Source organism: Comamonas sp. F1-6, assembly GCF_039581415.1.
GTDB lineage: Bacteria > Pseudomonadota > Gammaproteobacteria > Burkholderiales > Burkholderiaceae_C > Comamonas > Comamonas thiooxydans.
Window position 1 is genome coordinate 72,057 of sequence record NZ_JBCPWN010000007.1, and the last position, 21,922, is coordinate 93,978.

Sequence of the window (21,922 nt, forward strand, 5' to 3'; positions counted from 1 at the left end):
GCCCGCTCAATGGCGGGCCGTGATTGGTGATGTGCGAATCTTTAGATTCGACCTTGAAGGGACATGGCGCCTCTGATCTCCGGCGGTGCCAGTTGTAGCCAGGGGTTGACTGGCGCCATGGCTACGGTGCGCCCACGCGCATTGATGGACGCGCGGTGCTTTTCCCGGTACCGCGCTTCAGCTTGCTTGCGGCGTTTTGCGGGATTGACGATGTGGGCGGCATCGGGCCCAGCTTCTGCGGCGTACACGGGCAGGTCGCGCCCTCGATAGCCTGTGACGGGCTTGTAGCGAGCGATGCGAAACACTTGCTGCGGCAGCAGCCAGCGTGTTGATGCGATGCAGGCGCTCACGATCTTCTGGGGTAATTCCAGGTACTCGGCCACCTCTGCAGCGGTCATGGGGCCCGCCTCCTGTAGGGCGGCAACGATGCGTGAGCGGTGAATAGGCTGAAACTTCATGACTGATGGCTCCTGAAAGCTTTTGTGAGGTGCAGCCCTTCAATGGCATGGCCGCGCTTGAGCAGCGCTCTGCAGATCTGCGCCTGTTCTTTGTGACTGTGACTGGCTTGCCGTGCCAAGCCGAGATAGCTATTGCCGGCTGCATAGACTTCCGCAGCAGGCATCTGCTCCAGCCGCTTCAGCGCTGAATGCAGAGTGCGTGGGCGGGTGGTGCGCCGCCAAGGCTTGATGACCTGGCCCACGAAGTCGATGCCGCGCTCGGCAGGCTGGATGATGGTCTTGCGTGGATTGAGCTGGAGACGCAGGTTTTGCGGCAGCCATTCCTCGATGTGTTGAAGTGCGCTGCTAAGCCATTTGGCAGAGTGATGCAGCAGCACGAAGTCGTCGACATAGCGCACGTAGTGGGGTGCACGCAGTCGGTGCTTGACATGCTGGTCCAGCCCGTCCAGCAGGATGTTGGCAAAGAACTGGCTGGATAGGTTGCCGATTGGCAGGCCGGTATCCGGTGGCGCATTGAATAGACTCTTGTGCGGCGGCACCTTGCGCAGGTCGTGGGCGTTTCCGCGAACCTCCACGTTTTCGCGTGGATCGTGAAACAGGATGGTGTCGGCCAGCTCAAGCCACCACGGCTCATGTACTCGCCGTGCGATGCGTTCACGCAAGATCAGCTTGTCGATGGACACAAAGAAGTTGGCGCAATCGCATTTGAGGTAATGCGCTGGCGCGCTCCAGTTCCGTGTGACGCTGCGCGCCTGGTGCTCCAGTCGCTTGGCTCCGTACAGTGTTCCGCGCCCTGGGATACAGGCACATGAGTCTGCCGTGAACGCTGCATGGAATCGTGGTGCGATTCGGTTGTAAAGCAGGTGGTGCACGATGCGATCGCGGAAGTCGGCAGCCCAGACCTCTCGGGGCTTGGGACGGGTGATGACAAAGCAGATGCTGCGGCCTGGCCGATAGGTGCCGGCCAGCAACTGCTCGTACAGATCGCACAGGCCGCGCTCCAGGTGCAACTCGAAGGTCAATGCGCTTGCGCTGTTGCGTTTGTTGCGCCGGCAGTCCAGATAGGCTCGAGTGAGTTCCTCGAAGGTGGCTGGTGTATTCATGGTGAGGGGTGGCCGGCACGAGGCCGGCCGGGTTTGAATCTGCGGACGGGGCGAGCGCGGAGCTCGTTGTCCTTGTCGTTGTTGTTGCTGTTGCCGTTCTCGAAGTCCTGGCACCAGGCGTTGTTGCGCGAGTACTGCGACGTGTCGGGCTATCTACATGGCCGCTCCGAAGGCAATGCCGATCAGTGCGGCCACTGTGCAGGGCGTGTCCGGATGGCCGGACCGTTCCCTTGGTGCACCTGGCGGTGGGCTTGTGGCCCAGCGGCCCGACCAGATTCAAAAACGCACGGGCATGACAGCCTTGACCGTCATGCAGCAGGCGCTGCGGTTTTCATGGGCGCTGGCGCGCAGATTTGAGCCAGCCGTGGGCCTGCTTGCTGATGCTGTCACTGATGGCGATGCTGCGAGTCCATAGCGATGTGCTGATCAGCCGTTGCTTATGGTCATGCGCAGCGCGCAGCAGAAAGCGGGCCACTTCCAGGCGCTCAAGCAATGTGTCGATATGCGCTGCACGGGCGGGGCCTGTGCGTGCTGCATTGGCCCTGCCAATGAGCACCAGCAATTCAACACATTCATCTGCGATTCGGCATCCCATTGAGGCTCGGAAGGCTCTTGGGATTTGTGCCTGCACATCGATGGCCAGCGAAAGCAGTCCGCTGGCTTGCTTGTAGATATCAAGATCTGTGGTCAGTGCCATGAAAAATTACGCGACCGGCGCAAGCGCCGGTCGAAGTGGTTAAGCATTGAAGTGCGAAAGTGGAATCTTGCGGACGGGGCGAGCGCGGAGCTCGTAGCCCTTGCCGACGTTGTAGCTGCCGCCGCACTCGAAGTCCTGGCACCAGGCGAAGTAGCGCGAGTACTGCGTGCTGCTCCAGTAGTAGTCATCGAAGTGAAACAGGTCGGAAACGTTGGCGCTCAGCGCTCGCAGCTCACCAGCAGATGGCAGGTACCAATCCTTGTGCCCGTGCAGTTCCAGCGAGGTGATGTGCTTGGCAAGTTCCAGGCCGGCTGCAGCCATCGATGCTGTGTTGGCTGCGCCATCGGTCTTGCTGCTGGCGCCTTCAATGATTGCGTACTCCTGCGACCAGGCGACATCCTTGAGTTCAGCGCCTTCTTCCTCGGGCACGATGACTGCGTAGTCTTGACTGCCGTCGGCGGCTGCGCCGCGAATGATGGCGCCCAGATAGCCGCCTTGACCAGTGATAAAGCTGCCCAATGCGGGCAATGTGATGGTGCGCATGAAAGCTCCTGTTGAAAAAATAAACCGGCGCTGCGCGCCGGAAGTGATCAAGCGGTGAAGTGCGAAAGTGGAATCTGGCGGACGGGGCGAGCGCGGAGCTCGAGGCCCTTGCCGCTGAAGCCGCTGAGGCCGTCCTCGAAGTCCTGGCACCAGGCGTTGATGCGCGAGAACTGCGTGCTGCTCCAGTACCACTCGTCTTTGTCGAAGAGCTCTGGCACGTTGATATAGAGGGCGCGCAGTTCATGGGTTGCTGGCAGATACCAGTCCTGAAAGCCGTGCAGGTCCAGGGTGGTGATGCGCTTGGCCAAGTCCAGGTCTGCTGCAGCCATGGCAGCGGTGTTGGCTACGCCGTCGGTTTTGCTGTCAACGCCTTCGATCTTCACGTACTCGGGAGCCCAGGCAATGGCCTCGATTTCAGCGCCTGCCGCGGCTGGCACGATCAGGGCATAGTCCTGGCTGCCATCGGCAGCAGGGCCGCGCATGATGGCGCCAAGGTAGCCGCCTTGACTGACGACGAAGCAGCCGATGGCTGGCAGTTGAATGGTGTTCATGAAAACTCCTGCGGACAAAAAAAGAACCGGCGCTGCGCGCCGGAAGTGATGAAGGGTTGAAGGCTTAAAGTTGAATCGTGCGGACGGGGCGAGCGCGGAGCTCGTTGTCCTTGACGCGGCTGCTGCTGCCGCCGAGCTCGAAGTCCTGGCACCAGGCGTAGCTGCGCGAGCACTGCGAGCTGCTCCAGTAGTAGCCTTCCTTCTTGAAAAGCTGGGGTGCGGCCAGGTAGCACATCAACAGCTCAAGGCGGCTGGGCAGGTAGAAGTCTGTGAGGCCGTTTGCCTCATAAGTGGCGGCCCACTCGGCAGCTGGGTGCCCGCCGTGCGCCACAAGAGCTGCGGTGTTGGCCTTGCCGTCGTACTGACTGGCTGCGCCTGGTACGTCTTCGCCGCCCTTGCCCCAGGTGCATTCGTTCTCTTCCGCTGCAGCGATCAGGTGGCGGGCGGGCAGTCCGTGCATTGCGGGCAGCGTGCAGATGAAGTGGCCACCCTGGCCGGCCCAGTACTCGCCGTGGCCCATGGTGTGAATGGCAAGGTCTTCGCTGCTGGGGATGGGCATGACTGCGGCGGAACCCTCCAGACATGCAGACAGGGGTGTGCTCAGTGCAAAACCTGCAGGAAGGTGGATGTGAATATTCTCGGCGTGTGCGATGTGCATGGATGCTCCTCTTTTGAAAACAAAAAAGCCCGCTCAATGCCGGGCCGTTATTCATTGATATGAGTGGTTTACTCAGATCATCGATATCTATGAATGGTCTGTTCGCTCAATGACCGCAAGGCAGGCTGCCGTCGGGCAGTGGGTGGTTGCGAGCGCCGCAGCTGATGCAAAGCGGTGGCTGTGCAGCGGGCGCGCTGTGGCTGGTGCACTTCACGGCGGTGATGCCGTCGGGGTAGCGCTGGATAGGCTGCATGCTTGCAAACGGCAAATCCGCGCAGGCTTTGGATCCATTGGTGCAGGTTGTGCACATGCCGCCTTTGGGAATGTGGGTGGTGGTCATGGGGTATGGGCTACCTATCGACAGGCAGCGGAATGCAGAGGTTGAAAGTCGCCAGCCACTGCAGGCCGGCGTCGGTGTGGAAGGGGTAGGGGCAGGACTCGTTGGGCGTGCGGCCTGCTTGATAGGCCTCGCGGGCTTCGGCCTCCACCTGGGCCTTGGGGATCAGTACCTCACCCCCGGCCCAGGTGGTCTTGAGGGCGTCAGCCATGGGTGTGATTGGGTGCCTGGGCCATCTGGCGCACAGCTTGCTCAAAGCTCATGCTGCGCACGGGGCAGTGCTGCGGCTGGGTGTTGGCCAGAATCAGGGTGTCATGGCGCGGCAGCTGGCGGGCGCTGGTCAGGCCCTCGCAGTCGGTGTCATAGACCTTGCTGAGGCCGAAATGCTGCTGCAGGCGTGCTGCCTGGCTGGCTTTACCGCAGCCGCGTGGGCCGAAGATCACGATAGAACGGGTGGGCATGGCGTTGCTCCTTTGCATGCTTGATGGCGCGCAGCGCTTGCTGCAGCTCGGTTTGAAAGTAGGTATTGAGAGAGGGCGCAGGCGTGGCGGCGGTTGCCGCATGGCTCTGCATGAGGCGCAGCAGTCGGCTGCGTTGTCGGTCGCGGCGCTGCAGCTCGTGCAGCACGGTGTCTATCGGATGCATCGGCAGGAGATCCCCAAACCCAGGTGGCCCAGCTCGGCAAAGCCGTGGTCAAATGCTTCGGCTGTGCTGCGGGCAATGTGCTGGATGGAGACGCAACCGCATGTCAGGACAAAAACGCGCATGGCGGTGGCTCCTAGAAAAGCTGCAGATTCAGGTGGTTGGTGGTACCGGCGCGCACGCGGTTGATGGTCATCAGGGCCGGGGCGTGCTGGGTGCGGCGGCGCGGCTTTTTTGCCTGGGCAGCCTGCTCGGCTGCGATGCGCTCGCGGGCTTTGGCGAAGGTTTCGGCAATGTTGGTACTCCCCGAATGGATGTACTGGAATGCCGCGCTGGTGATCGGGACGCTGGGCAAGGTGTGGCGTGCTGCTTGCATGGGGTTCTCCGGTTGAGGGCAAAAGAAAAGCCCGCTCAGTGGCGGGCTTCGGGGTTGGTGAACAGCTTGGTTCCGGGCCATGCGTAGAGCAGCAGGCCGTGGTCGCGTACATATTGAGCGCTTTTATGAATGTTGCAGTAGTAAAGCGTGTCCGCGCCATTAAGGGCTAGGTGGGTCAAACTATCGACCTTCATGCATATCTTTTTGCGCAGGTGCTCTATTGCGACTTTCTCAGCAAGATCCGCGAGGTAGGCAGCAAGCCAGAAATGGGGGTGGCTTGTGTCCGGCAGATCGGGGTGAGCCATGCTCAGGTGCTCGCCCTTGGGGGCGCGGCGGCGGGCGGGGGCTTTTCGCTCGGTGGTGGCGGGTGTTGCCATGGTCATTGGCTCCAAGAAAAAGCCCGCTCAGCGGTTGCGGGCGGGCTGGGGTGAAAAGTGCCGGTGCCCTGGTGGGCGTGCCTGGGGAAGTAGATAGGAGGGAGGGCAGAGAGGCCCCAGGCCCGACGAAAACTAAAACCATCTGGTGTGACCACTGTCGCCATCAACGTAGAGTGTGACCCCTGCGCTGAAGTTCCTGATAGCTGACGCCTCAGACCCATTTCTGCGGCGGCAGACCTGCTTGAGCGGTCACACCAGATGGCCCCGCTGATGCCCTGCGGGGGATAGGTACATGCATGCCGCATGCTGGCTACTGGCTCACATTTTTGAATCTCCTGTTGCTGATGTATGGGCAAAAAAAAGCCCGCAGGGCGCGTGCCGTGCGGGCTATACAAAGTGGTTGATGTCAGGTCAATCTGATGCCTTCGCTGTCTTCGGTGACAGTAAATAAATCAATCAGTACCCATATGGCAGTAATGATTAGGCCGATCACAAACCAGCCAAAGATGCAGGTGCTGACTAGCTGGAGTGCTCCTCGCAGATGCCGGCCAGCGTAGAAATTGTGAATGCCGAGCATGCCAAAGAGGATGCCGAGAATGATGTAAGTGCCACGGCTCTTTGCAGTTTGAACAATCTGCACGCCTCGTGGTGAGTATGAATTTTTCTGGCTGTGGCCCTGCTGCGCATTCGGTGCAGGGTTGGTTGGCTTGTACTTTAGCGGGCGCAGGTGGTTGGCTGTAAGGTTGGAGCTGCAGGCGCTGCAGTACAGGGCGTCAAGGTCAATTGGTGCATGGCAAACCGGGCACCAGCCGCGATCATTTCTTGCTTGGGGTGCGGGCTGTGCGGCTGGTGGATTGACTGCGGCCACCTTTGCTTTGATGTAGGCGGCTCTTGCTTTGGCTTCATCACCATCAGCTTCTGCAAAGCACTTGGCCCAGAGGCCTGCATTTCGTGTTTCGGGGCTCTCCGCTTCTTTGAGCGCATCGGCCCATATATCTTGTGCTCCCATCTGAATGCCCTCCCGAACGCTTAGTTAAATGTAGCTAAGTGTATGCGAGGGCGTTGGAGCCATCTTTTCAGGTGGGTAAACCGCAGCACCCTGGTGCAGGGCGCTCTGGTTTGCCCCGTAGCGCACGGGGCGGGCGTTGCCGGGATTCCAACCGGCATGACCGTTCTTGCTCTTGGCCGCCTTCGCCTCACCTTTTTTCCGTTTACCGCGCTTTGGCGGACTGTGAACGGCGGGTGCCGCGCAGAGCAGCGGCCATGCCCGCTGGTGCTATTTGCCCGGTGCGCACTGCATTGGTGGTGCGAACTGTCTGGGCGTGGAATTTTGAAAGACCGGGCGTAACCCGGTCGATACCGTGGCGCCCATTGCAGGATGTCTGCAACGGGATGGAATCTAGCAAAGTATTGCTACTCAAGCAAGCAAAAGATTGCTAATGATGGCTAAAAAATATTTGCACTTAGGATGTTGCAGAGGTGATGAGGTGGTCTTGCAAGTGATTTCTTGCATGTCAAAAATTCTTAGCGTTGATCATGAAGGGGTGCTGTGTAATACTGTTAAAAAACACAGTAACCAGCATGAACACAGACAAGAAAAAGCCACTTGGCGTGAGGCTGAAAAATGCTCGTACAGGCGCAGGGATGTCGCAGGCATTCGTTGCGGAAACGCTGCGGGTTACACGTCAATCTATTTATTCTTGGGAGCGAGGGGGTAGTTGCCCCTCAGCCATTCAGCTGGGTGAGCTGGCTACTTTGTATTGCGTATGCGCTCATACGCTGCTTTTTGGTGAACCGTTCAGGGGCATCACGTTTGCACCTTTGGTTCTTGGTTTTAAGCGAATTACCTGACAAGGGGCGTCAGGTGACAGGCTCGTTAACCTTGTGCGGTTGCTGCCTGGCTGCTGGTTGGGTGGTTGGGGTGGCGGGTGCAGAGCTGAGGGCTTTGTAGGCAGCCTCAATTTTTTCGTACACCTCGCGTTGCCGGCCATCCATAGGTCGCAAAAGCTCCCATGGCTCCACATCAAGAGCCGTGGCCAGCATTTCAACCTCTGTCAGCTTGGCCGAGCCAGCTTTTCCATCTTTGCCTGGCTTGCGACGCTCAGGATTTAGATAGTTGCTGATTGTGGTTTGCGCAACTCCACACTTCTTCGCAAGCGCCATCTGTTTTAGGCCTTTGCGTTCCATGTGATATGCAAGGTTGACGGCCAATGCTTGGTTAAGTGGGCTTGCTGACATTGCTTGAGTCTGCATAACTTTGCTAGCAAAGTGTTGCTTGAGTGGTTAGCAAAAGATTGCTACGATTGCGGTATGTCTATAAAACTTGACGAAGCAATCCGTAAGCGCTTGGCCGCCAGTAAAGGCGATTGGACGGGCATCGCGCTGCGAGCCGGCGTAAGTCATTCGTGGATGTCTAAGTTCATGAACGGGCACATTCACAACCCAGGGATACGAACCCTTGAAAAATTGGATGCTGCTCTAGATGGCGTGCGGTCTCTATGTGCTGAGCATTCGGATTCGGCCATTACGCAGCAAGCTGAATCCATAAGGGTTCCTCATGGCCTCTGAGTGCCTGAGTATTGATATTGCCCGCGCCTGGAACGGGCGCAACGCTTACCAAGTGGCTGCTCAGTTTGACTTGCCCGCACGTTGCGTCTACACGGCAATCCTGATGCTGCACGCTGAGCGCAACTGGCTGCTCAGTCTGCAGCAGGCCGGCGTTGTGCTCTCTGCAGCGCAGAGCGCGCGGCTTGCTTTGCTGCTGGATCTGATTCCGGATGATCAGTCTCCACAAGACCGAGCTTTTCGCACAGCTGTGCAAACACCACCTGCTGGCGAGGGTCAGCAATGCCCTTGTCGCGCTCAGCCTGGCGGCAGGTCGCAATCCACTTCACAAGGGCCTCAGCAGTGAAGTTGGGCTCTACCTCCAGCATGAATATCAAGTGGCCGAGCATGGCCTCGATGGCGTTGATGCGTTCATCTGGCGTGGCTGGCTTGTCTGGTTGCGTGTCCATTTTTTTCGTCTTGATCAGCTCTGATATCGGGGCGGTTTTCGCCATGGTAGCCAATGGCGCGGGGCTGGCTTTTTCTTTGGCTTGTGTGGCTGTGGGTTGTGTGCTCATGGCTGCCTTTGTTTGAGGAGGACTGCTATGGGCTCTACTTTCGCAATCGGGGTGGGTTTTGGCTATGGCGTTTCAGCGGCTGATTCCGACATTGCTCGCAGCATGTGCTTGCAGGATGCGGCCCGGCTGATTTCTGAGCGCCACAAGGGCGGCGTGCCTGCCCTGGCAGAGGCCATGGGCGTTTCTGCCAACACGCTGCAGCACAAGCTGAACCCGAATAACAAGACTCACAAGCTGACGCTGGATGAAGCGCTTGCCATGCAGCAGATATCGGGGTTGCCCTTTGTGCTGCATGCGATGGCTGCGGCTATGGCGCACAGCTGTATGCCCGAGGTGCCGGACGAATCGGACGGCAAGCCTGTGGAGGCTTTTATGCGCTTTCAGAAGGGCCTGGGAGATTTCAATGCGGCCGTGGCCGATGCGCTGATTGATGGCGATGAGACGAGCCGCAATGAGTTCAGGCGCGTGCAGGCGCGTGCCGGTGACTTGATCGCCCTGGTGGGCTACATGGTTGCCGTGGTTGCGCAGCGGGTGCCGGAGGTGCGTGATGAGGCTTGACATCAACACCCGAGGCCTGCAGGCGGTGCAGCGTCGAATTGATGCGCTGTCTGCAGGTGGCCTGCAGCAGGCGCAGGTGAAGGCTGTGAATGATGTGGCCTACCAGAACCTGCGCCCCGCCATGGCCGAGGAGATGCGCGCGGTATTCGACCGGCCCACGGCCTACATCTTGCGCAGCCCCTGGGTGCAGCCTGCGACGGATGCCCGCCCTTATGCGCTGGTGGCCCCGAGGGACACCCGAGGCGGCGGGGTTGACCCTCAAAAGATTTTGGATGCCCAGGTGTGGGGCGGTCGTCGTGGAGACAAGCGCTCCGAGGTGGCCTTGAAGCGTGCGGGCATTTTGCCTGCGGGCTATCAGACGGCCATTCCAGACGTGCCGTTCCCTGGCAGCGAGGACGGCCACGGCAATTTGCGCGGCGCGTTTCTGGTGCAGGTGCTGAGCTATCTGCAGGCGTTTGGCGAGCAGGGCCGGGGCCATCACATCAACATGAAGGACAAGCGCAAGCAGGCCATCGAGAAGAACGGCGGCGCCAAGCGCAGGTTGGTCGGCCCATCGATTGGCCGGCGCTACATCGTGGCTTACGGAAAGCTGCGCGGCGGTGCCCGCTGGACTGCCAAGGGCGAGAACGATGCGCGGGCATCCAACCTGGCCCCAGGCATCTGGGCGGTGGTGGGTCGCACGGGCGCAGATATCCGCCCCGTGGTGATGTTTGTGAAGGCAGGCCGCTACACCCCCCGATTCGACATGGACAAGGTGGCCTCGCGTGCCCAGCTGGATGAGCAGCTTTCCCGGCGCATGCGCTACCGCATCAGGCAGGCGGCAGGCGTATGACGAACAAGACATTCAACGCGGCGCAGCAGCCGCAGACCCCAACACAGATATCAGGAGGTGCAACCATGCAGCAACCCCAAGCCGTTGTGACCGGCAAAGACACCAGCGCAGAGGCTTTTGCCGAGCTGGGCAATGAATCGCGCCGGCGTTTGAGCGAGAGGCTTTACGAGACGCTGCGCCATGCCCATCAGCAGGGCGTGCGCGACATGAGCCGCCGTGAGCTGCGCGAGCACCACAGCAAGCAGACCGGCGAGTGGCTGGAGCTGTCCAGCGTGGCGAGCACCGTTAATGCCCTGGTGGCAGCTGGCCGCTTTGAGCTGGGCACGGCCCGCCGCTGCAGCATGTCCCCGCGTCAGCGTGACGTTGTGCCTGTGAAATGCAAGGCACAGCAGCAGAGCATCGCCTGATATCAACAGGGCATAGGGCGATGAATCACTATCCGCACCATATTGGTGACTTCAACAATGCCACCCGGCATTTAACGTTCGTTGAACGGGCGTTGTACCGGGAACTGTTGGATTTGTATTACGACACCGAGCAGCCGTTGAACCCGGACTTTGACAAGCTGGCGCGCCGTGTGCTGGCAACGTCTGATGAGCTGCGCAAGGCGCTGCAAGGGCTGCTTGATGAGTTCTTCACGCTGCGGGATGACGGCTGGCATAACGTGCGCTGTGATATCGAGTTGGCTGCGTACCTGAAAAAACAGGAGCAGCAATCGCTTGCCGGTAAAGCGTCTGCGGCTAAACGTAGGGGGGGAAAGAAGCCTGCGCCACCCTTGGCCGGTGGTGCTGTGACTGGTCAACCCGGCCACGGTGGTGACGGTGAACCCGGTGCAACGGGCGTTGAACGGTCGTTGAACGGACGTACAACCAACCAGAACCAGAACCAGAACCATATCGATGATGAAGAAAAGGCGCGCACGGATGCTGTTGTGCCTGCTCGTGAAGCCGAATGGGCAACCGTGTTTGAAGAGTTTGGCGTGCAGGTTGACCACACCAGCATCCATGACCGCAAGAAGTTCTGGCCGCTGGCGAACAGCTGGTGCACCAGCCGCGTGACGGTGGGGCAGATGCGCTCTGCGGTGGCCCGTGCCCGAGCCGAGGCGCGTGAACCGATCTCGTACCTCCCGTCTTACGTTGACCGTGTGCTGGCGACTGCCTCGGCCCCGACCAAGCCCCGTCCTGGCCGTAGTGAGCCACCTATCAAAACCCTCCACCAAGGCATAGGAGTGCATGCGCTGTGATGAATGAAATGAATCGCCAACCCGGCAGCCGCTCGCTGTCTTCTGCCATCCAGTCGGGTGTGCATCGTCCTCCGCTGGTGAAGCAGGCTGAATGCGATAGGCATGGCCCCTTCCAGTCGCTGTGCCATCTGGGCGACATCTGGCTGGGTTGCCCAGCATGCGCGGCGGCAGAGCGTGAGGCTGAGAGGCTGCGTGATGAGCAGCAGCGCCGCGCGGTGCGGGTGCAGGAGTGGGAGGCCAGGATGGGCCGCGCCGGCATCCCTGAGCGCTTTCGTGATCGCACGCTGGGGTCGTACGAGGTGAGCCATGAGGGTCAGCAGATGGCGTTGGACTTCGCCCAAGCGTACGCCGATGACTTCGCCAGGGTTCGCAAGACAGGACGCAGCGCGATCTTCATGGGCAACTTCGGCACGGGCAAGACGCACCTGGCCGTGGGCATCGGTCTGCAGGTGATGCGCGAGCACAAGGCCAGTGTGCTGTTTGTCTCTGCAGGCCGCATCGTGCGCATGGTCAAGGACAGCTGGGCCCGCAACTCAGGCGTGACCGAGAGCGATGTGGTGGCGCAGATGGTGTTCCCGGATCTGCTGATCGTGGATGAGGTCGGTGTGCAGCAGGGTACGGAGTTTGAGCGCAATGTGATGTTCGACGTTCTCAATGAACGCTATGAGCAGCGCAAGCCTTCGCTGCTGTTGACCAACCACACGGTCGAGGATCTCAGTAGCAAGTACCTGGGCGAGCGGGTGGTTGATCGCCTGCGCGAGGACGGCGGGGCTGTCCTCAAGTTCTCCTGGGACAGCGGTCGCCGCGACATTGGAGGGCTGGCGGCATGAGGGCGGTGGTGCTCAAAAAATGGGCAGGTCATGGGTCCTCCCTGGCCTCCTCTGGAGCGGGTAATTCGGGCCGCACCTTTTCAGTGTTTCGCAGTGTTGCTAGGGGGGTTAAGTGAAGGCAGTCATTGGACTTGATGCTCCTATTTCGCAAGCAGATTTTGCGGAAATGGTCGGCATCAGCGAGGCCCGCGTGAGCCAGCTGATGTCTGAAAGCGTGATGACCCGTGGCGACACCGGCCACGAATGGCTGCTGGCGTACTGCGAACGGCTGCGCGACCAGGCCGCAGGCCGTCTGGGTTCCGAGCTGGGCGGCCTGGACCTGACCCAGGAACGTGCCGCTCTGGCCCGCGAGCAGCGCGAAGGCCAGTCCATCAAGAACGCTTTGGCCCGCAAGGAATACGCGCCGGTCGGCCTGCTGGCCGATGTGCTCGGCATGGTGTCCAGTGCGGTTGTCGATCGCTTCGACCAGCTGGAGCCGATGCTTGCGAAGGCCTGTCCGGATCTCCCCGAAGAGGCCAAGACGGCTGTGCTGAAGGTGATTGCCGGCGCGCGTAATGAATGGATCCGTGGCACTGACAGTCTGGTGACCGAAAGCCTGGACGCGATGCTTGCAGAAGAAGGACAAGCGCCGGAATCTGATATCAGCGAAGAGGGGAGCGCAGATTGACCACGATGGGAAAGCTGCTGCATGCAGAAACTGCCGAAGCCATCAAGGCTGCAGTGCGCCTGGGCATGGAGAGCCTGCGCGCTGAGCCGCCTCAGCGCCTGGGCGACTGGGCGCAGGCAGAGTTCAAGCTGGCCGGTGAGAGCAGTCACCAGAAGGGAGCTTGGGAGGCCTGGGCCTTTCAGGTGGGCATCCTGGACTTCATGAGCGATGACCGCATTGTTGAGCTCGATGTGGTCAAGGCAAAACGTGTCGGGTATACGAAGATGATCACCGCCTTCGTTTGCTACAACATTGCCCATAGGCGCCGCAAGCAGGCACTGTGGCAGCCTACTGATGACGACCGGGACAACTATGTCAAGACGGAAATTGATCCGCTGCTGGACCCGCTGACCGGCGTCACTTCGATCAACAAGGCACGCAAACGGGGCAAGGGCACCTCCGAGGAGACCATCAAGTTCAAGCCATTCCGGGACAGCGTGCTGCACCTGTTGGGTGGCAAGGCAGCGCGGGCATATCGTCGCATCACCGTGGCCGTGGTCATCCTGGATGAGATCTCCAAGTTTGATCGAAGCATCGAGAAGGCCGGCCCTCCCCGTGGCCTGGCGCGAGGGCGCCTTGAAGGCGCGGCCTACCCCAAGCTGGTCTGCGGCTCCACGCCGCTGCTCAAGGGCATGTGCCACATCGAGGATGCGGTGGAAGAGGCCGAGGGCCTGGTGCGCTTTCACATCGAGTGCCCTCATTGTGATGCTGAGCATCCGTTGATGTGGGGTGGCAAGGACAAGCGTTACGGCTTCCAGTGGGAGCGGGGCAACCCTGCCAGCGTTCGTCATGTGTGCCCCCACTGTCGGGAAAGCATCACCCAGGCCGACTACCTGGCCGGTGGAGTGCCCATGGAAGGGGCCTGGGTGTGCGAGCGTACGGGCAAGCGCTACGGTCGTGACCGTATCTGGCGTGACAAGGATCTTCGCCCCTGCCTTCCGCCCAAGACCCTGGGCCTGCATGTCTGGACGGGCTACAGCCCGCAGCGCGCCTGGTCCGATATCGTGCAGGAATTTGAGAATGCACTGAAGAAGCTTGAAGCCGGCGACGTGGAGCCCATGAAGCTGTTCGTCAACGAAACCTTGGGCGAGACTTGGGAGCTCAAGGGCGACCGCACGGACGAACACGCCTTGCAGGCGCGTGCTGAGCCATACCCCTTGGGTGTGGTGTGCAAGGGTGCTCTGTACCTCACTGCAGGCGTGGACGTGCAGCGCACCTGGTGGCAGATCACCATCTGGGCTTGGGGGCGCGGCTTGGAGAGTTGGCCCGTCGCGCGAATCAGTATCGACGGCAATCCGGCTGTGGATGAGGACTGGGAGCCGGTCACGGCATTTCTGTTGCAGCGGTTCCAGCAAGCAGGCCACGGGCCCAGCCTGGGCATCAGCGCAACCAGCATTGACTCTTCAGACCAGACGCATGCCGTCTATAACTGGGTGCGCAACAACCAGGGCCGAATCCCGAACCTGCGCGCCATCAAGGGTGACGACAACAAGCCCATCGTCGGGCCGAGCAGCCTTCAGGAAGTGAATCATCGTGGCATGAAGGTGCAGCGCGGCATCAAGCTCTACCTGGTGGGGGTTGACCAGGCCAAAGACCTGTTGCTGGGCCAGCTGGCGATTGCAGAGCCAGGGCCAGGCTATGTGCACTTCAGCACAGACCTCCCGCGCGAGTTCTATGAGCAGCTCACAGCTGAGCAGCGAGTTCTTACCAAGATCAAGGGCCAGGATGCCTACAAATGGGTCAAGCGGCGCCCTCGCAATGAGGAGCTTGATATTCGCAACTATGCAATGCATGCCGCGATGTGCCAGGGCATCCACAAGTGGAGTGAAGCCAAGTGGCTTCAGCTCGAGCAACTGGTGCAGCCAGCAGAAGACCTATTCAGTGCCCCGCGGGTGGCTGAGGAGGTCACTGTCGCAGCGATGCCATTGGTTGCTGAGCGAGTGCAGGAAGTCGATGCCCCTATCTATCAACAGCGTCGCGCGGCTGTGTCGCGCTTGCGCCTGGGTTGAACCGCGAGAAGCTGAAAACAATGAGTCAAGCCAATGATGACGATTTCGACCTGGTCGACCGGATCTTTGACTACCTGCTGCTTGAGATACCAGGCTTTGCGGATGGCGTGCAGTCGGCAAAGCTGGCTGAGCTCAAGAACGCGGTTCGCACCGAGTTCAAAGGGGATAGGCAGCGCATCTCACCACGGACGGCGTCTGCACGTCGTGACCAGGCGCGGCAGGTTCTCTCACTGTTCAATGGCCGCAATGCCACTGAGGTGGCTCGAAGGCTGGGCATTAGCCGAGCTTCGGTCTATCGCATCCTGAAGCAGGAGGGGCAGGTAAAACAGTCTCGCTCCGGGTCGCAATGAGACTGCCAGCGCATTAGTTTGCGTGGGTTACTGAACCATCTAGGAGAGGCTCATGGCCTATACGCAAGACGATCTTGAGAATGTGCGGCGCGCCATTGCCACGGGTGAGAAGTCCGTCATGGTCAACGGCCGGCGCGTTGAGTTCCGCGATATGTCGGAGCTATTTCAAGCAGAAGCGCGCATCCAGTCTGCGCTCGCTCGGCCCGAAGGCGCGCCGCGTGGTGGTGTTCGGCGCTTCCGCTTCACTACTCTGCGGGGTGATTGATGGCCAACATCATCGACAAGATCGTGGGCTACATCAGCCCCTCATCTGGCCTGCGTCGCCATAGTGCGCGTCAACTGCTGCAGCGCGCCTATGAAGGTGCAAATCAGTCTGATGGCTGGCGCCCGCGCCGCTCTGGCGCCAGCGCGAACGCGGATCATGCTGCCGATGCACGCACGTTGCGGACCAGGTCGCGCGCGCTCGCTCAGAACGTGCCCTATATTGCTCGCGGCTTGTCTAGCCATACTGCCAACATCATTGGTACCGGCATCATCCCGAAATGGCTGGGCCCCGAGGCAAAGGCCTTCGCCAAGCTCTGGAAGGAGTGGGGGACCCAGGCTGATGCGGATGGCCAGCTCGACATTTATGGACTGCAGGATCTCGCCCACCTGACTGCGGCGCGTGACGGCGAGGTGCTCATCCGTATTCGTCCACGCCGTAAAGAAGACGGCATAGCGGTCCCTGTGCAGTTTCAGGTGCTGGAAATCGATTGGCTGGACGACAGTCGCAATGGTCGTATCGATGGCTATGACGTGGTGCAAGGCAAGGCCTACGACGCTCTCGGTCGGGTGATGGGGTATTACCTGTTTGAGCAGCATCCCGGCGACATGGTGCTGCCTCGCACTCGCAATGGTGGCAGCCGATTCGTGCCAGCCACCACCGTCATTCACTACTTCACGAAAGAGCGCCCTGGCCAGGGACGTGGGTTTCCGCGCATTGCGCCGGTAATTTCCCGTGTGCGTGACCTGTCGCTGTATGAGGATGCGGAGATCAACCGCAAGAACCAAGAGTCAAGACTCAGCGTTCTGGCCTCTGGTGATATCAATGCCTTGGCAGACGGTCAAGGTACCAAGGTGACGGAGGGCGGTCGCGTGCTGGGCGATCTCCCAAGTGGCTCGATGGTGGAAGTACCCACGGGCACGACGCTGACAGTCGTGGAGCCTAAGGCTGTCCCTGGCTATGTGGAATATGTCCGCCAGGCGCTCCATCTCATCGCCGCCGGCGCGGGCTGGACTTACGAAATGATGACCGGCGACGTGAGTCAGGTGAATTTCAGCAGCGCCCGCATTCGCCGCCTGGACTACAAACGCGATGCAGAGCGGGAGCAGTGGTTGCATGTCATCCCCTGCCTGATCGCTCCCATGGTCAGAGCGTTCGTTGATGCCGCAGAGTTGGGCGGCTTGGTGAAAAAATCCGACTACAACGTGCGCTATGCCACACCCAAATGGGAGTACACCAACCCGCGTGACGATGTCGAATCCGACCTGAAAGAGATCGCTGGCGGACTTTCGACCTTCAGTGAAAAGCTGCGTCAGCGGGGCTATGACCCTGAGGAGGTTGTGCAGGAGATGAAGGAGGATGTGGATCGCCTGAAGAATGCCGGCGTCCTGGACATTCTTTTGATGATGATGAAGGTCAAAGGTGCTGCCGATACAAACAGCGCTCAGCCCTAATTTCAGATTGTCTCAAACTGGGTCGCTTTGAGACACCCCGGCGCGCAAAGTGCCGGGTATGCCAAACACCAACACCCAATCCACCCGCCGCGACGAGCTGCCGCTGGCGGGTCGCTCCATGGAGCTGCGCAACTTCCAGCGGGCGACATCTGCTGAGGGTGATGGCAACTCCCCCTTGGCTCGCGCCTCGATGGTCTTCACCGCCGGCGCATCGGTTCGCCGTTATGACTGGTACCGCGACCGCCCCTACATGGAGCGCTTGGTCGTAGAAGAGGGCTCCATCCGTCTGGATCGCTTGCAGCGTGGTGCGCCGCTGCTCAATACCCATCGCTCCTGGGATCTGGAAGACCAGATCGGGGTGGTTGAGAACCCGGCAATCACTGGCGGTGAAGGCGTCTGCGATGTGGCCTTCAGTCGCCGCGAGTCCGTGGCCGGCTATGTGCAAGACGTGGCCGACCGCATTGTGCGCAACGTATCCGTGGGCTATGTACGCCACCGTGTCGAAATGGTTGCCCCCGAGCAGGAGGGCGGCGTCTGGGAATACCGCGTCGTGGACTGGGAGCCTTACGAAGTTTCCCTGGTTCCCATTCCTGCCGACATGGACAGCCAGATTCGCGCTGCTGGAGGCGCTCCCCTGGATGCCGATGCGGAGCGCGAAGTCCGCACCTTCCCCTGCGAATTCATTGAAGTTCAACCCTCTGCCGCTACACGTTCTGTGTCTGGCAGCCCTACAGATTCCCCCAACCGAAAGGAAACTACCATGCCTGGTACGACTCAGGACTCTGGCGCAGCCGTATCGGCAGCACCTGCAAACGAGCAGACTCAGCAGCGCAGTGGCAACGCTGCCGATGAGGCGGCGGTAGCTGCCCGCCAAGCCGAGCAGCAGCGCTCTGCGGATATCACCGATCTGTGCCAGCGCCATAGCGTATCTGCCCTGGCTGCAGGCCTGATTCGCGGTGGCAGCACTGTCGAGCAGGCTCGCACAGCCGTGCTGGAAGAGCTGGCTCGCCGTGACTCTGCAGCCGGTGGCCACCGCAATGTGCGCATCGAGACCGTGTCTGACGAGCACGAAACCCGCATGGCCGGCCTGCAGGAGGCTTTGCTCCACCGCGTCGATGCATCGTCTGCATTGACCGATAACGGTCGCCAGTACCGTGGCATGAGCCTTATCGAAATTGGTCGCGAAATGATCGAGCGCAACGGCGGTAACACCCGTGGCATGTCTCGCCTGGAAATCGCCAGCCGCATGCTCCAGGTGCGCACCGCCGGCCACATGGGAACTTCCGATTTCTCGGCTCTGTTGTCCAACGTGGCAGGCCGCCGTCTGCGTTCTGCCTACGAGCAGGCGGCCAGCACCTATCGTGTCTGGGCTCGCCGTGCACCCAATGCGCCTGACTTCAAGGAAATCTCGGTGGTGCAGCTGTCTGGTGCGCCCGAGCTGCTGCGCACCAATGAGCATGGCGAGTTCAAGTACGGCACCCTGAAGGATGGCGCTGAGAGCTACAAGGTTGTCACCTATGGCCGCATCGTGGCTCTGACTCGTCAGGCCATCGTCAATGACGATCTGCGCGGCTTTGATCGACTCGTCGGCGCCTTTGGCGATAGCGCTGCCCGACTGGAAAACCGTCTGGTCTATTCGCAGCTGACCGATAACGCCAACATGGCCGATGGCAAGTCGCTTTTCCATGCCGACCACGGCAACCTGGCCACTGCAGGAAGTGTGCTGGACAGTATCGACAAGCTGGGCGATGGCCGCACGGCCATGCGTCTGCAAAAGGGCATGCAGAACGAGCTGCTCAATCTCTCGCCGCGTTACCTCATCGTGCCCGCTGCACTGGAGCAGGTTGCGTACCAGTACACCAGCGCGCAGTACGTGCCTGTCGAGCCTGGTCAGGTCAATGAGTTCCGCTCCGGCGGCCGCACCGCTCTGGAGCCTGTGGTCGAGCCTTTGCTCGATGCCAACAGCGCATCCGCTTGGTATCTGGCCGCCAACTCGGCCCAGGTGGATACGGTCGAGTTCTGCTACCTGGACGGCGCCGAGGGCCCGGTCATCGAGTCCGAGATGGGCTTTGAGGTCGACGGCGTGAGCATTAAGGCTCGCCTGGACTTCGCCGCCAAGGCAACCGACTTCCGTGGCCTGCGCAAGGCCACTGGCGCTGCCTGATGAAGCAACGCTGCAGCAGCTGCTGCAGCTCATCTCTCAACAAGGCTCAAAGGAGTTTCTTATGAAGAACTATGTCCAAGCGGGTTCGATTGTGACCCTTATCCCGGCTGTCGCGGTCGCGAGTGGCGTCGGCTATCTCGCTGGTGCTGCGCTTTTCGGTGTGGCGACTGGTGATGTGGCGGCCAATGAAGAAGGCGAGTTCAAGACCGATGGCGTGGTGGATATCGCCAAGACCGCTGCTCTGGCCGTCTCTGTGGGTGACCGCCTGTTCTGGGATGCCGCCAACAAGTGCGTTAACAAGACTTCCGCAGCGCAGCTGTGCGTGGGGGTGGCAATTGCCGCTGCTGCAAACGGCGCTGCCACTGTGGCAATGAAGCTGGGCACTTACGCGGAACCTGCCGCTTGATAGGGGCTTAGGCATGTCACTAGCCCCATTCGCCCGCCTTGAGTCGCAAGTCAGCAAGGCTGTCTTTCGCACTCTGCCCAACGCCATCGTGTCGATTGATGGTGGCGAGGACTTCGGCGGCATCTTTGATGACGACGCAGCGGTGGGCGGCGTGGGGACCCTTGGCATGGCAACGACTCAGCCCACCGTTTTGGTGTCGGCTGACAAGTGCCTTGCCAATCCGGTGGGCCTGCCCATCTCCATCAACGGCAAGGCCTACCGCATTGCCGAGTCCTACCCGGATGGCGCCGACATTCGCCTGATGCTGGAGGTTGTGTTGTGAGTACACGCTTTCTAACCATATCCAAGGCTGTTGAGGCTGTGCTGCAGGAAGGCGGTCCAGTCGCAGGTCTCGTTGAACGTAATCGCTCTCGTGTGCTGGCTTCAAGCGTGCGCACGGCCGTTGTTGTTCGTCAAGGGCAGGCAAAGGTTGATCAGGTGGCTGGGCGTGTTCAGGCGGCTCCATGGTTGACCTCGATTCAGATTGATTGCTATGGCCGCGCGTCGGTGGATCAGGCAGCTGATGAGGTGGTGGACGGTCTGCTGCAGCTGGTGCAGCAGCGTCTTGGGCTGGACTTGACCTTGGGGGGGGCTGCTGGTGGGCTCGCTTTGCAAGGCATTGCGTGGGATTTTGATGTGGATGGTGATTCCACAGCTTGTGCCACTGCAACTTATTACGCGCGGCATTCAGCGAGTGCCGTGGATCTGACCTGATTAAGGGGTATCAAGATGGAACCGATTTTCTGGACCAATGTGGGCATCAGTGTGCAGACGGCAGCCACTGCCGAATTTGCCATCAAGAGCATTAGCAAGGCGGCAGAAGCTGTGGCTTCGTTCGAGGGGGATACACCTGAAGGACTCGCAAATGGTGCCATCCTGCGTCTCACTGACGTGAACGGCATGGTTGCGATCAATGACCGTGCTTTTCGTGTCAAGGCCTTTGACGCTGCGGCCAAGACCTTCGTTCTGGAAGGCGAGGACACCACTGACTACGGCACTTTCACAAGCGGGAAAGCTGTGGTGATTACGCTGGGTGCTGACTTCCGCTCTGTGCAAGAGGTCAATGCTTCGGGTGGCGACTTTGAAAAGGCCGATATCACAACGGTGCACGGCATGTTGCGCCGCCGCCGTTCGACCGTGCAGAACCCCGTCACCTTTGGCTTTACCAACCTGTTCGACATGGGTGATCCGGGTTTCAAGGAATGCGTGAAGGCTCACCGCAGCAAGACCACGCGCGTGATTCAGCTCAGTTTTGGTACCGGCCCAAAGATTCTGCTGGTGGGCGCTCCTGCCGCAACGGGCGTGCCTACCGGCCAAGCCCAGGGTGTCGTGCAAACCCCTGTGGATATCGAATGCCAGGGCGTGCCCACCACTCTCGAATCGTGATCGGAGACCAAGAATGAGTGTGCTCATTGAAGTAGATGACGTGGTGCGTGTGCCTGTGGAAGGCCAACTGATCGACAAGGCAGGCCAGCGTGTTGATTTCAGTTTCAAGATCGACATGCACCGCATGGATCAGGATGAGTTCGATAAGGAATTGTCGAACCCCGGCATCGACACCAAGACCCTGGTGATCCGCGAGGCCCGTGGCTGGGATGAAGTCCTCACCCGTGAAGGCGTCTCCGTTCCCTATAGCGCAGAGGCACTGCAGCGCTTTCTGCGCATTCCCGGTATGACAAACATGATCTGGGTGGCCTATGCCAATCATGCCGGGGTGCAGGCAAAAAACTCCGAGCGCTCGTCCGTCTGAGCCTTGAGCAGCAACGCCGTGATGCCAAAGCCGATGCCAAAAAGAATCAGCCTGCAGCTGCGCCGGTCGATGCCAGTCATGCACTGGCAAAGCTTGCACGCCTGGTTCCGCCCAGCGGCGATCAGGATGGCCCTGCAGCAGCTCCGCAGCGCTTTGCGCTCTGGAGCTGCAATGTGCAGCCCTGGCGGCATTGGCTCAATGTCCAAACCATGTGGGCCACAGATGGCGGTTGGCGTTGCGGCCTCCGTGTGGTCGATGTTCGGGCCTACATGGAGCTATCTGGCGTTGCAGAGGGCGAGCGCGAATCCCTTTATGCGCTATTGCAAGAGTGCGAGCTTGAAGCTCTCACGGTCTATGCAGAGCATTGGCAGGCTGATGAGCAAGAGCGTGCGCTTGAGCGCGAGCGTGAAAAGCAGCGAGACAAGCTGCGCAAGTAATAGCCAGGGAGTCGCCGC

At 60.2% G+C, this 21,922-nt stretch carries 33 protein-coding genes; 18 read left to right on the plus strand and 15 right to left on the minus strand.

Going from position 1 to position 21,922, the window contains the following annotated elements:
• Window positions 1-41: 41 nt before the first annotated feature.
• From AAIL66_RS09505 to AAIL66_RS09565, 13 genes are all read right to left on the minus strand, one after another.
• On the minus strand, window positions 42-458 hold the full coding sequence (locus AAIL66_RS09505; protein WP_343496567.1) for an ArsR family transcriptional regulator: 417 nt from the start codon (window positions 456-458) through the stop codon (window positions 42-44).
• On the minus strand, window positions 455-1,561 hold the full coding sequence (locus AAIL66_RS09510) for an RNA-directed DNA polymerase (RefSeq protein WP_343496568.1): 1,107 nt from the start codon (window positions 1,559-1,561) through the stop codon (window positions 455-457). Before AAIL66_RS09510 ends, AAIL66_RS09505 begins: the two co-directional genes overlap by 4 nt.
• Before the next feature lie 331 nt (window positions 1,562-1,892).
• Window positions 1,893-2,258: a four helix bundle protein gene (locus AAIL66_RS09515; RefSeq protein WP_279086019.1), complete on the minus strand. Its 366-nt coding sequence runs from the start codon at window positions 2,256-2,258 to the stop codon at window positions 1,893-1,895.
• Window positions 2,259-2,297: 39 nt separating this feature from the next.
• Window positions 2,298-2,801, minus strand: coding sequence for a DUF1566 domain-containing protein (locus tag AAIL66_RS09520; protein WP_343496569.1), 504 nt, complete (start codon window positions 2,799-2,801; stop codon window positions 2,298-2,300).
• Window positions 2,802-2,848: 47 nt separating this feature from the next.
• Entirely contained in the window at window positions 2,849-3,352 is a 504-nt protein-coding gene (locus AAIL66_RS09525) for a DUF1566 domain-containing protein (RefSeq protein WP_343496570.1), read from the minus strand.
• Between the two features lie 64 nt (window positions 3,353-3,416).
• Window positions 3,417-4,010 carry a DUF1566 domain-containing protein gene (locus AAIL66_RS09530; protein ID WP_343496571.1) on the minus strand — a complete coding sequence of 198 codons (594 nt, stop codon included), beginning with the start codon at window positions 4,008-4,010 and terminating at the stop codon, window positions 3,417-3,419.
• 106 nt (window positions 4,011-4,116) lie between these two features.
• Window positions 4,117-4,350 carry a hypothetical protein gene (locus tag AAIL66_RS09535; protein ID WP_343496572.1) on the minus strand — a complete coding sequence of 78 codons (234 nt, stop codon included), beginning with the start codon at window positions 4,348-4,350 and terminating at the stop codon, window positions 4,117-4,119.
• Between the two features lie 10 nt (window positions 4,351-4,360).
• Complete coding sequence (locus AAIL66_RS09540) at window positions 4,361-4,558, minus strand: hypothetical protein (RefSeq protein WP_343496573.1); 198 nt, start codon at window positions 4,556-4,558, stop codon at window positions 4,361-4,363.
• Window positions 4,551-4,808 (minus strand): hypothetical protein, encoded by a 258-nt coding sequence (locus AAIL66_RS09545; protein WP_343496574.1) that lies wholly within the window; start codon window positions 4,806-4,808, stop codon window positions 4,551-4,553. Before AAIL66_RS09545 ends, AAIL66_RS09540 begins: the two co-directional genes overlap by 8 nt.
• Window positions 4,762-4,992: a hypothetical protein gene (locus tag AAIL66_RS09550; RefSeq protein ID WP_343496575.1), complete on the minus strand. Its 231-nt coding sequence runs from the start codon at window positions 4,990-4,992 to the stop codon at window positions 4,762-4,764. Before AAIL66_RS09550 ends, AAIL66_RS09545 begins: the two co-directional genes overlap by 47 nt.
• Window positions 4,993-5,125: 133 nt before the next feature.
• Window positions 5,126-5,365: a hypothetical protein gene (locus AAIL66_RS09555; protein ID WP_343496576.1), complete on the minus strand. Its 240-nt coding sequence runs from the start codon at window positions 5,363-5,365 to the stop codon at window positions 5,126-5,128.
• A gap of 35 nt (window positions 5,366-5,400) precedes the next feature.
• On the minus strand, window positions 5,401-5,742 hold the full coding sequence (locus AAIL66_RS09560) for a hypothetical protein (RefSeq protein WP_343496577.1): 342 nt from the start codon (window positions 5,740-5,742) through the stop codon (window positions 5,401-5,403).
• A gap of 406 nt (window positions 5,743-6,148) precedes the next feature.
• Entirely contained in the window at window positions 6,149-6,751 is a 603-nt protein-coding gene (locus AAIL66_RS09565; RefSeq protein ID WP_343496578.1) for a TM2 domain-containing protein, read from the minus strand.
• 572 nt (window positions 6,752-7,323) lie between these two features.
• Here AAIL66_RS09565 and AAIL66_RS09570 point away from each other — a divergent pair.
• Window positions 7,324-7,593: a helix-turn-helix transcriptional regulator gene (locus AAIL66_RS09570; RefSeq protein ID WP_279086000.1), complete on the plus strand. Its 270-nt coding sequence runs from the start codon at window positions 7,324-7,326 to the stop codon at window positions 7,591-7,593.
• Between the two features lie 9 nt (window positions 7,594-7,602).
• Here the strand turns inward: AAIL66_RS09570 and AAIL66_RS09575 are convergent, their stop codons facing one another.
• Both AAIL66_RS09575 and AAIL66_RS09580 read right to left on the minus strand, forming a co-directional pair.
• Window positions 7,603-7,995: a helix-turn-helix transcriptional regulator gene (locus AAIL66_RS09575; RefSeq protein ID WP_343496579.1), complete on the minus strand. Its 393-nt coding sequence runs from the start codon at window positions 7,993-7,995 to the stop codon at window positions 7,603-7,605.
• Between the two features lie 446 nt (window positions 7,996-8,441).
• The gene (locus tag AAIL66_RS09580; protein WP_343496580.1) at window positions 8,442-8,864 is read right to left on the minus strand and encodes a hypothetical protein; all 423 of its coding nucleotides are present in this window, start codon (window positions 8,862-8,864) and stop codon (window positions 8,442-8,444) included.
• A gap of 27 nt (window positions 8,865-8,891) precedes the next feature.
• Between AAIL66_RS09580 and AAIL66_RS09585 the strand changes: the two genes are divergently transcribed.
• From AAIL66_RS09585 to AAIL66_RS09665, 17 genes are all read left to right on the plus strand, one after another.
• Window positions 8,892-9,422: a phage regulatory CII family protein gene (locus tag AAIL66_RS09585; protein ID WP_054075988.1), complete on the plus strand. Its 531-nt coding sequence runs from the start codon at window positions 8,892-8,894 to the stop codon at window positions 9,420-9,422.
• Window positions 9,412-10,254, plus strand: coding sequence for a hypothetical protein (locus AAIL66_RS09590; RefSeq protein WP_343496581.1), 843 nt, complete (start codon window positions 9,412-9,414; stop codon window positions 10,252-10,254). The genes AAIL66_RS09585 and AAIL66_RS09590 overlap by 11 nt, the downstream gene beginning before the upstream one ends.
• Before the next feature lie 65 nt (window positions 10,255-10,319).
• Window positions 10,320-10,661 carry a hypothetical protein gene (locus tag AAIL66_RS09595; protein ID WP_280032730.1) on the plus strand — a complete coding sequence of 114 codons (342 nt, stop codon included), beginning with the start codon at window positions 10,320-10,322 and terminating at the stop codon, window positions 10,659-10,661.
• Window positions 10,662-10,681: 20 nt separating this feature from the next.
• A complete protein-coding gene (locus AAIL66_RS09600) occupies window positions 10,682-11,497 on the plus strand; it encodes a YdaU family protein (RefSeq protein ID WP_343496582.1) in 816 nt (271 codons plus the stop codon).
• Complete coding sequence (locus tag AAIL66_RS09605) at window positions 11,497-12,327, plus strand: ATP-binding protein (RefSeq protein ID WP_343496583.1); 831 nt, start codon at window positions 11,497-11,499, stop codon at window positions 12,325-12,327. Before AAIL66_RS09600 ends, AAIL66_RS09605 begins: the two co-directional genes overlap by 1 nt.
• Before the next feature lie 166 nt (window positions 12,328-12,493).
• On the plus strand, window positions 12,494-12,994 hold the full coding sequence (locus tag AAIL66_RS09610) for a hypothetical protein (RefSeq protein ID WP_343496584.1): 501 nt from the start codon (window positions 12,494-12,496) through the stop codon (window positions 12,992-12,994).
• Window positions 12,995-12,999: 5 nt separating this feature from the next.
• Window positions 13,000-15,042 carry a terminase gpA endonuclease subunit gene (locus AAIL66_RS09615; protein ID WP_343496650.1) on the plus strand — a complete coding sequence of 681 codons (2,043 nt, stop codon included), beginning with the start codon at window positions 13,000-13,002 and terminating at the stop codon, window positions 15,040-15,042.
• Between the two features lie 20 nt (window positions 15,043-15,062).
• The gene (locus AAIL66_RS09620) at window positions 15,063-15,392 is read left to right on the plus strand and encodes a helix-turn-helix domain-containing protein (protein ID WP_301445731.1); all 330 of its coding nucleotides are present in this window, start codon (window positions 15,063-15,065) and stop codon (window positions 15,390-15,392) included.
• A gap of 52 nt (window positions 15,393-15,444) precedes the next feature.
• Window positions 15,445-15,657: a hypothetical protein gene (locus AAIL66_RS09625; RefSeq protein ID WP_343496585.1), complete on the plus strand. Its 213-nt coding sequence runs from the start codon at window positions 15,445-15,447 to the stop codon at window positions 15,655-15,657.
• Window positions 15,657-17,108, plus strand: coding sequence for a phage portal protein (locus AAIL66_RS09630; RefSeq protein WP_343496586.1), 1,452 nt, complete (start codon window positions 15,657-15,659; stop codon window positions 17,106-17,108). Before AAIL66_RS09625 ends, AAIL66_RS09630 begins: the two co-directional genes overlap by 1 nt.
• Before the next feature lie 58 nt (window positions 17,109-17,166).
• Window positions 17,167-19,272 carry a prohead protease/major capsid protein fusion protein gene (locus AAIL66_RS09635; protein WP_343496587.1) on the plus strand — a complete coding sequence of 702 codons (2,106 nt, stop codon included), beginning with the start codon at window positions 17,167-17,169 and terminating at the stop codon, window positions 19,270-19,272.
• A 61-nt stretch (window positions 19,273-19,333) separates the two neighbouring features.
• Window positions 19,334-19,678, plus strand: coding sequence for a DUF2190 family protein (locus AAIL66_RS09640; RefSeq protein WP_343496588.1), 345 nt, complete (start codon window positions 19,334-19,336; stop codon window positions 19,676-19,678).
• A gap of 13 nt (window positions 19,679-19,691) precedes the next feature.
• The gene (locus AAIL66_RS09645; RefSeq protein ID WP_343496589.1) at window positions 19,692-20,000 is read left to right on the plus strand and encodes a hypothetical protein; all 309 of its coding nucleotides are present in this window, start codon (window positions 19,692-19,694) and stop codon (window positions 19,998-20,000) included.
• The gene (locus AAIL66_RS09650; RefSeq protein ID WP_343496590.1) at window positions 19,997-20,431 is read left to right on the plus strand and encodes a hypothetical protein; all 435 of its coding nucleotides are present in this window, start codon (window positions 19,997-19,999) and stop codon (window positions 20,429-20,431) included. The genes AAIL66_RS09645 and AAIL66_RS09650 overlap by 4 nt, the downstream gene beginning before the upstream one ends.
• Window positions 20,432-20,446: 15 nt before the next feature.
• Window positions 20,447-21,103 carry a phage tail tube protein gene (locus AAIL66_RS09655; protein ID WP_343496591.1) on the plus strand — a complete coding sequence of 219 codons (657 nt, stop codon included), beginning with the start codon at window positions 20,447-20,449 and terminating at the stop codon, window positions 21,101-21,103.
• Window positions 21,104-21,116: 13 nt separating this feature from the next.
• Entirely contained in the window at window positions 21,117-21,467 is a 351-nt protein-coding gene (locus AAIL66_RS09660; RefSeq protein WP_343496592.1) for a hypothetical protein, read from the plus strand.
• Window positions 21,468-21,676: 209 nt separating this feature from the next.
• Complete coding sequence (locus tag AAIL66_RS09665; protein ID WP_343496593.1) at window positions 21,677-21,904, plus strand: hypothetical protein; 228 nt, start codon at window positions 21,677-21,679, stop codon at window positions 21,902-21,904.
• Window positions 21,905-21,922 lie beyond the last annotated feature (18 nt).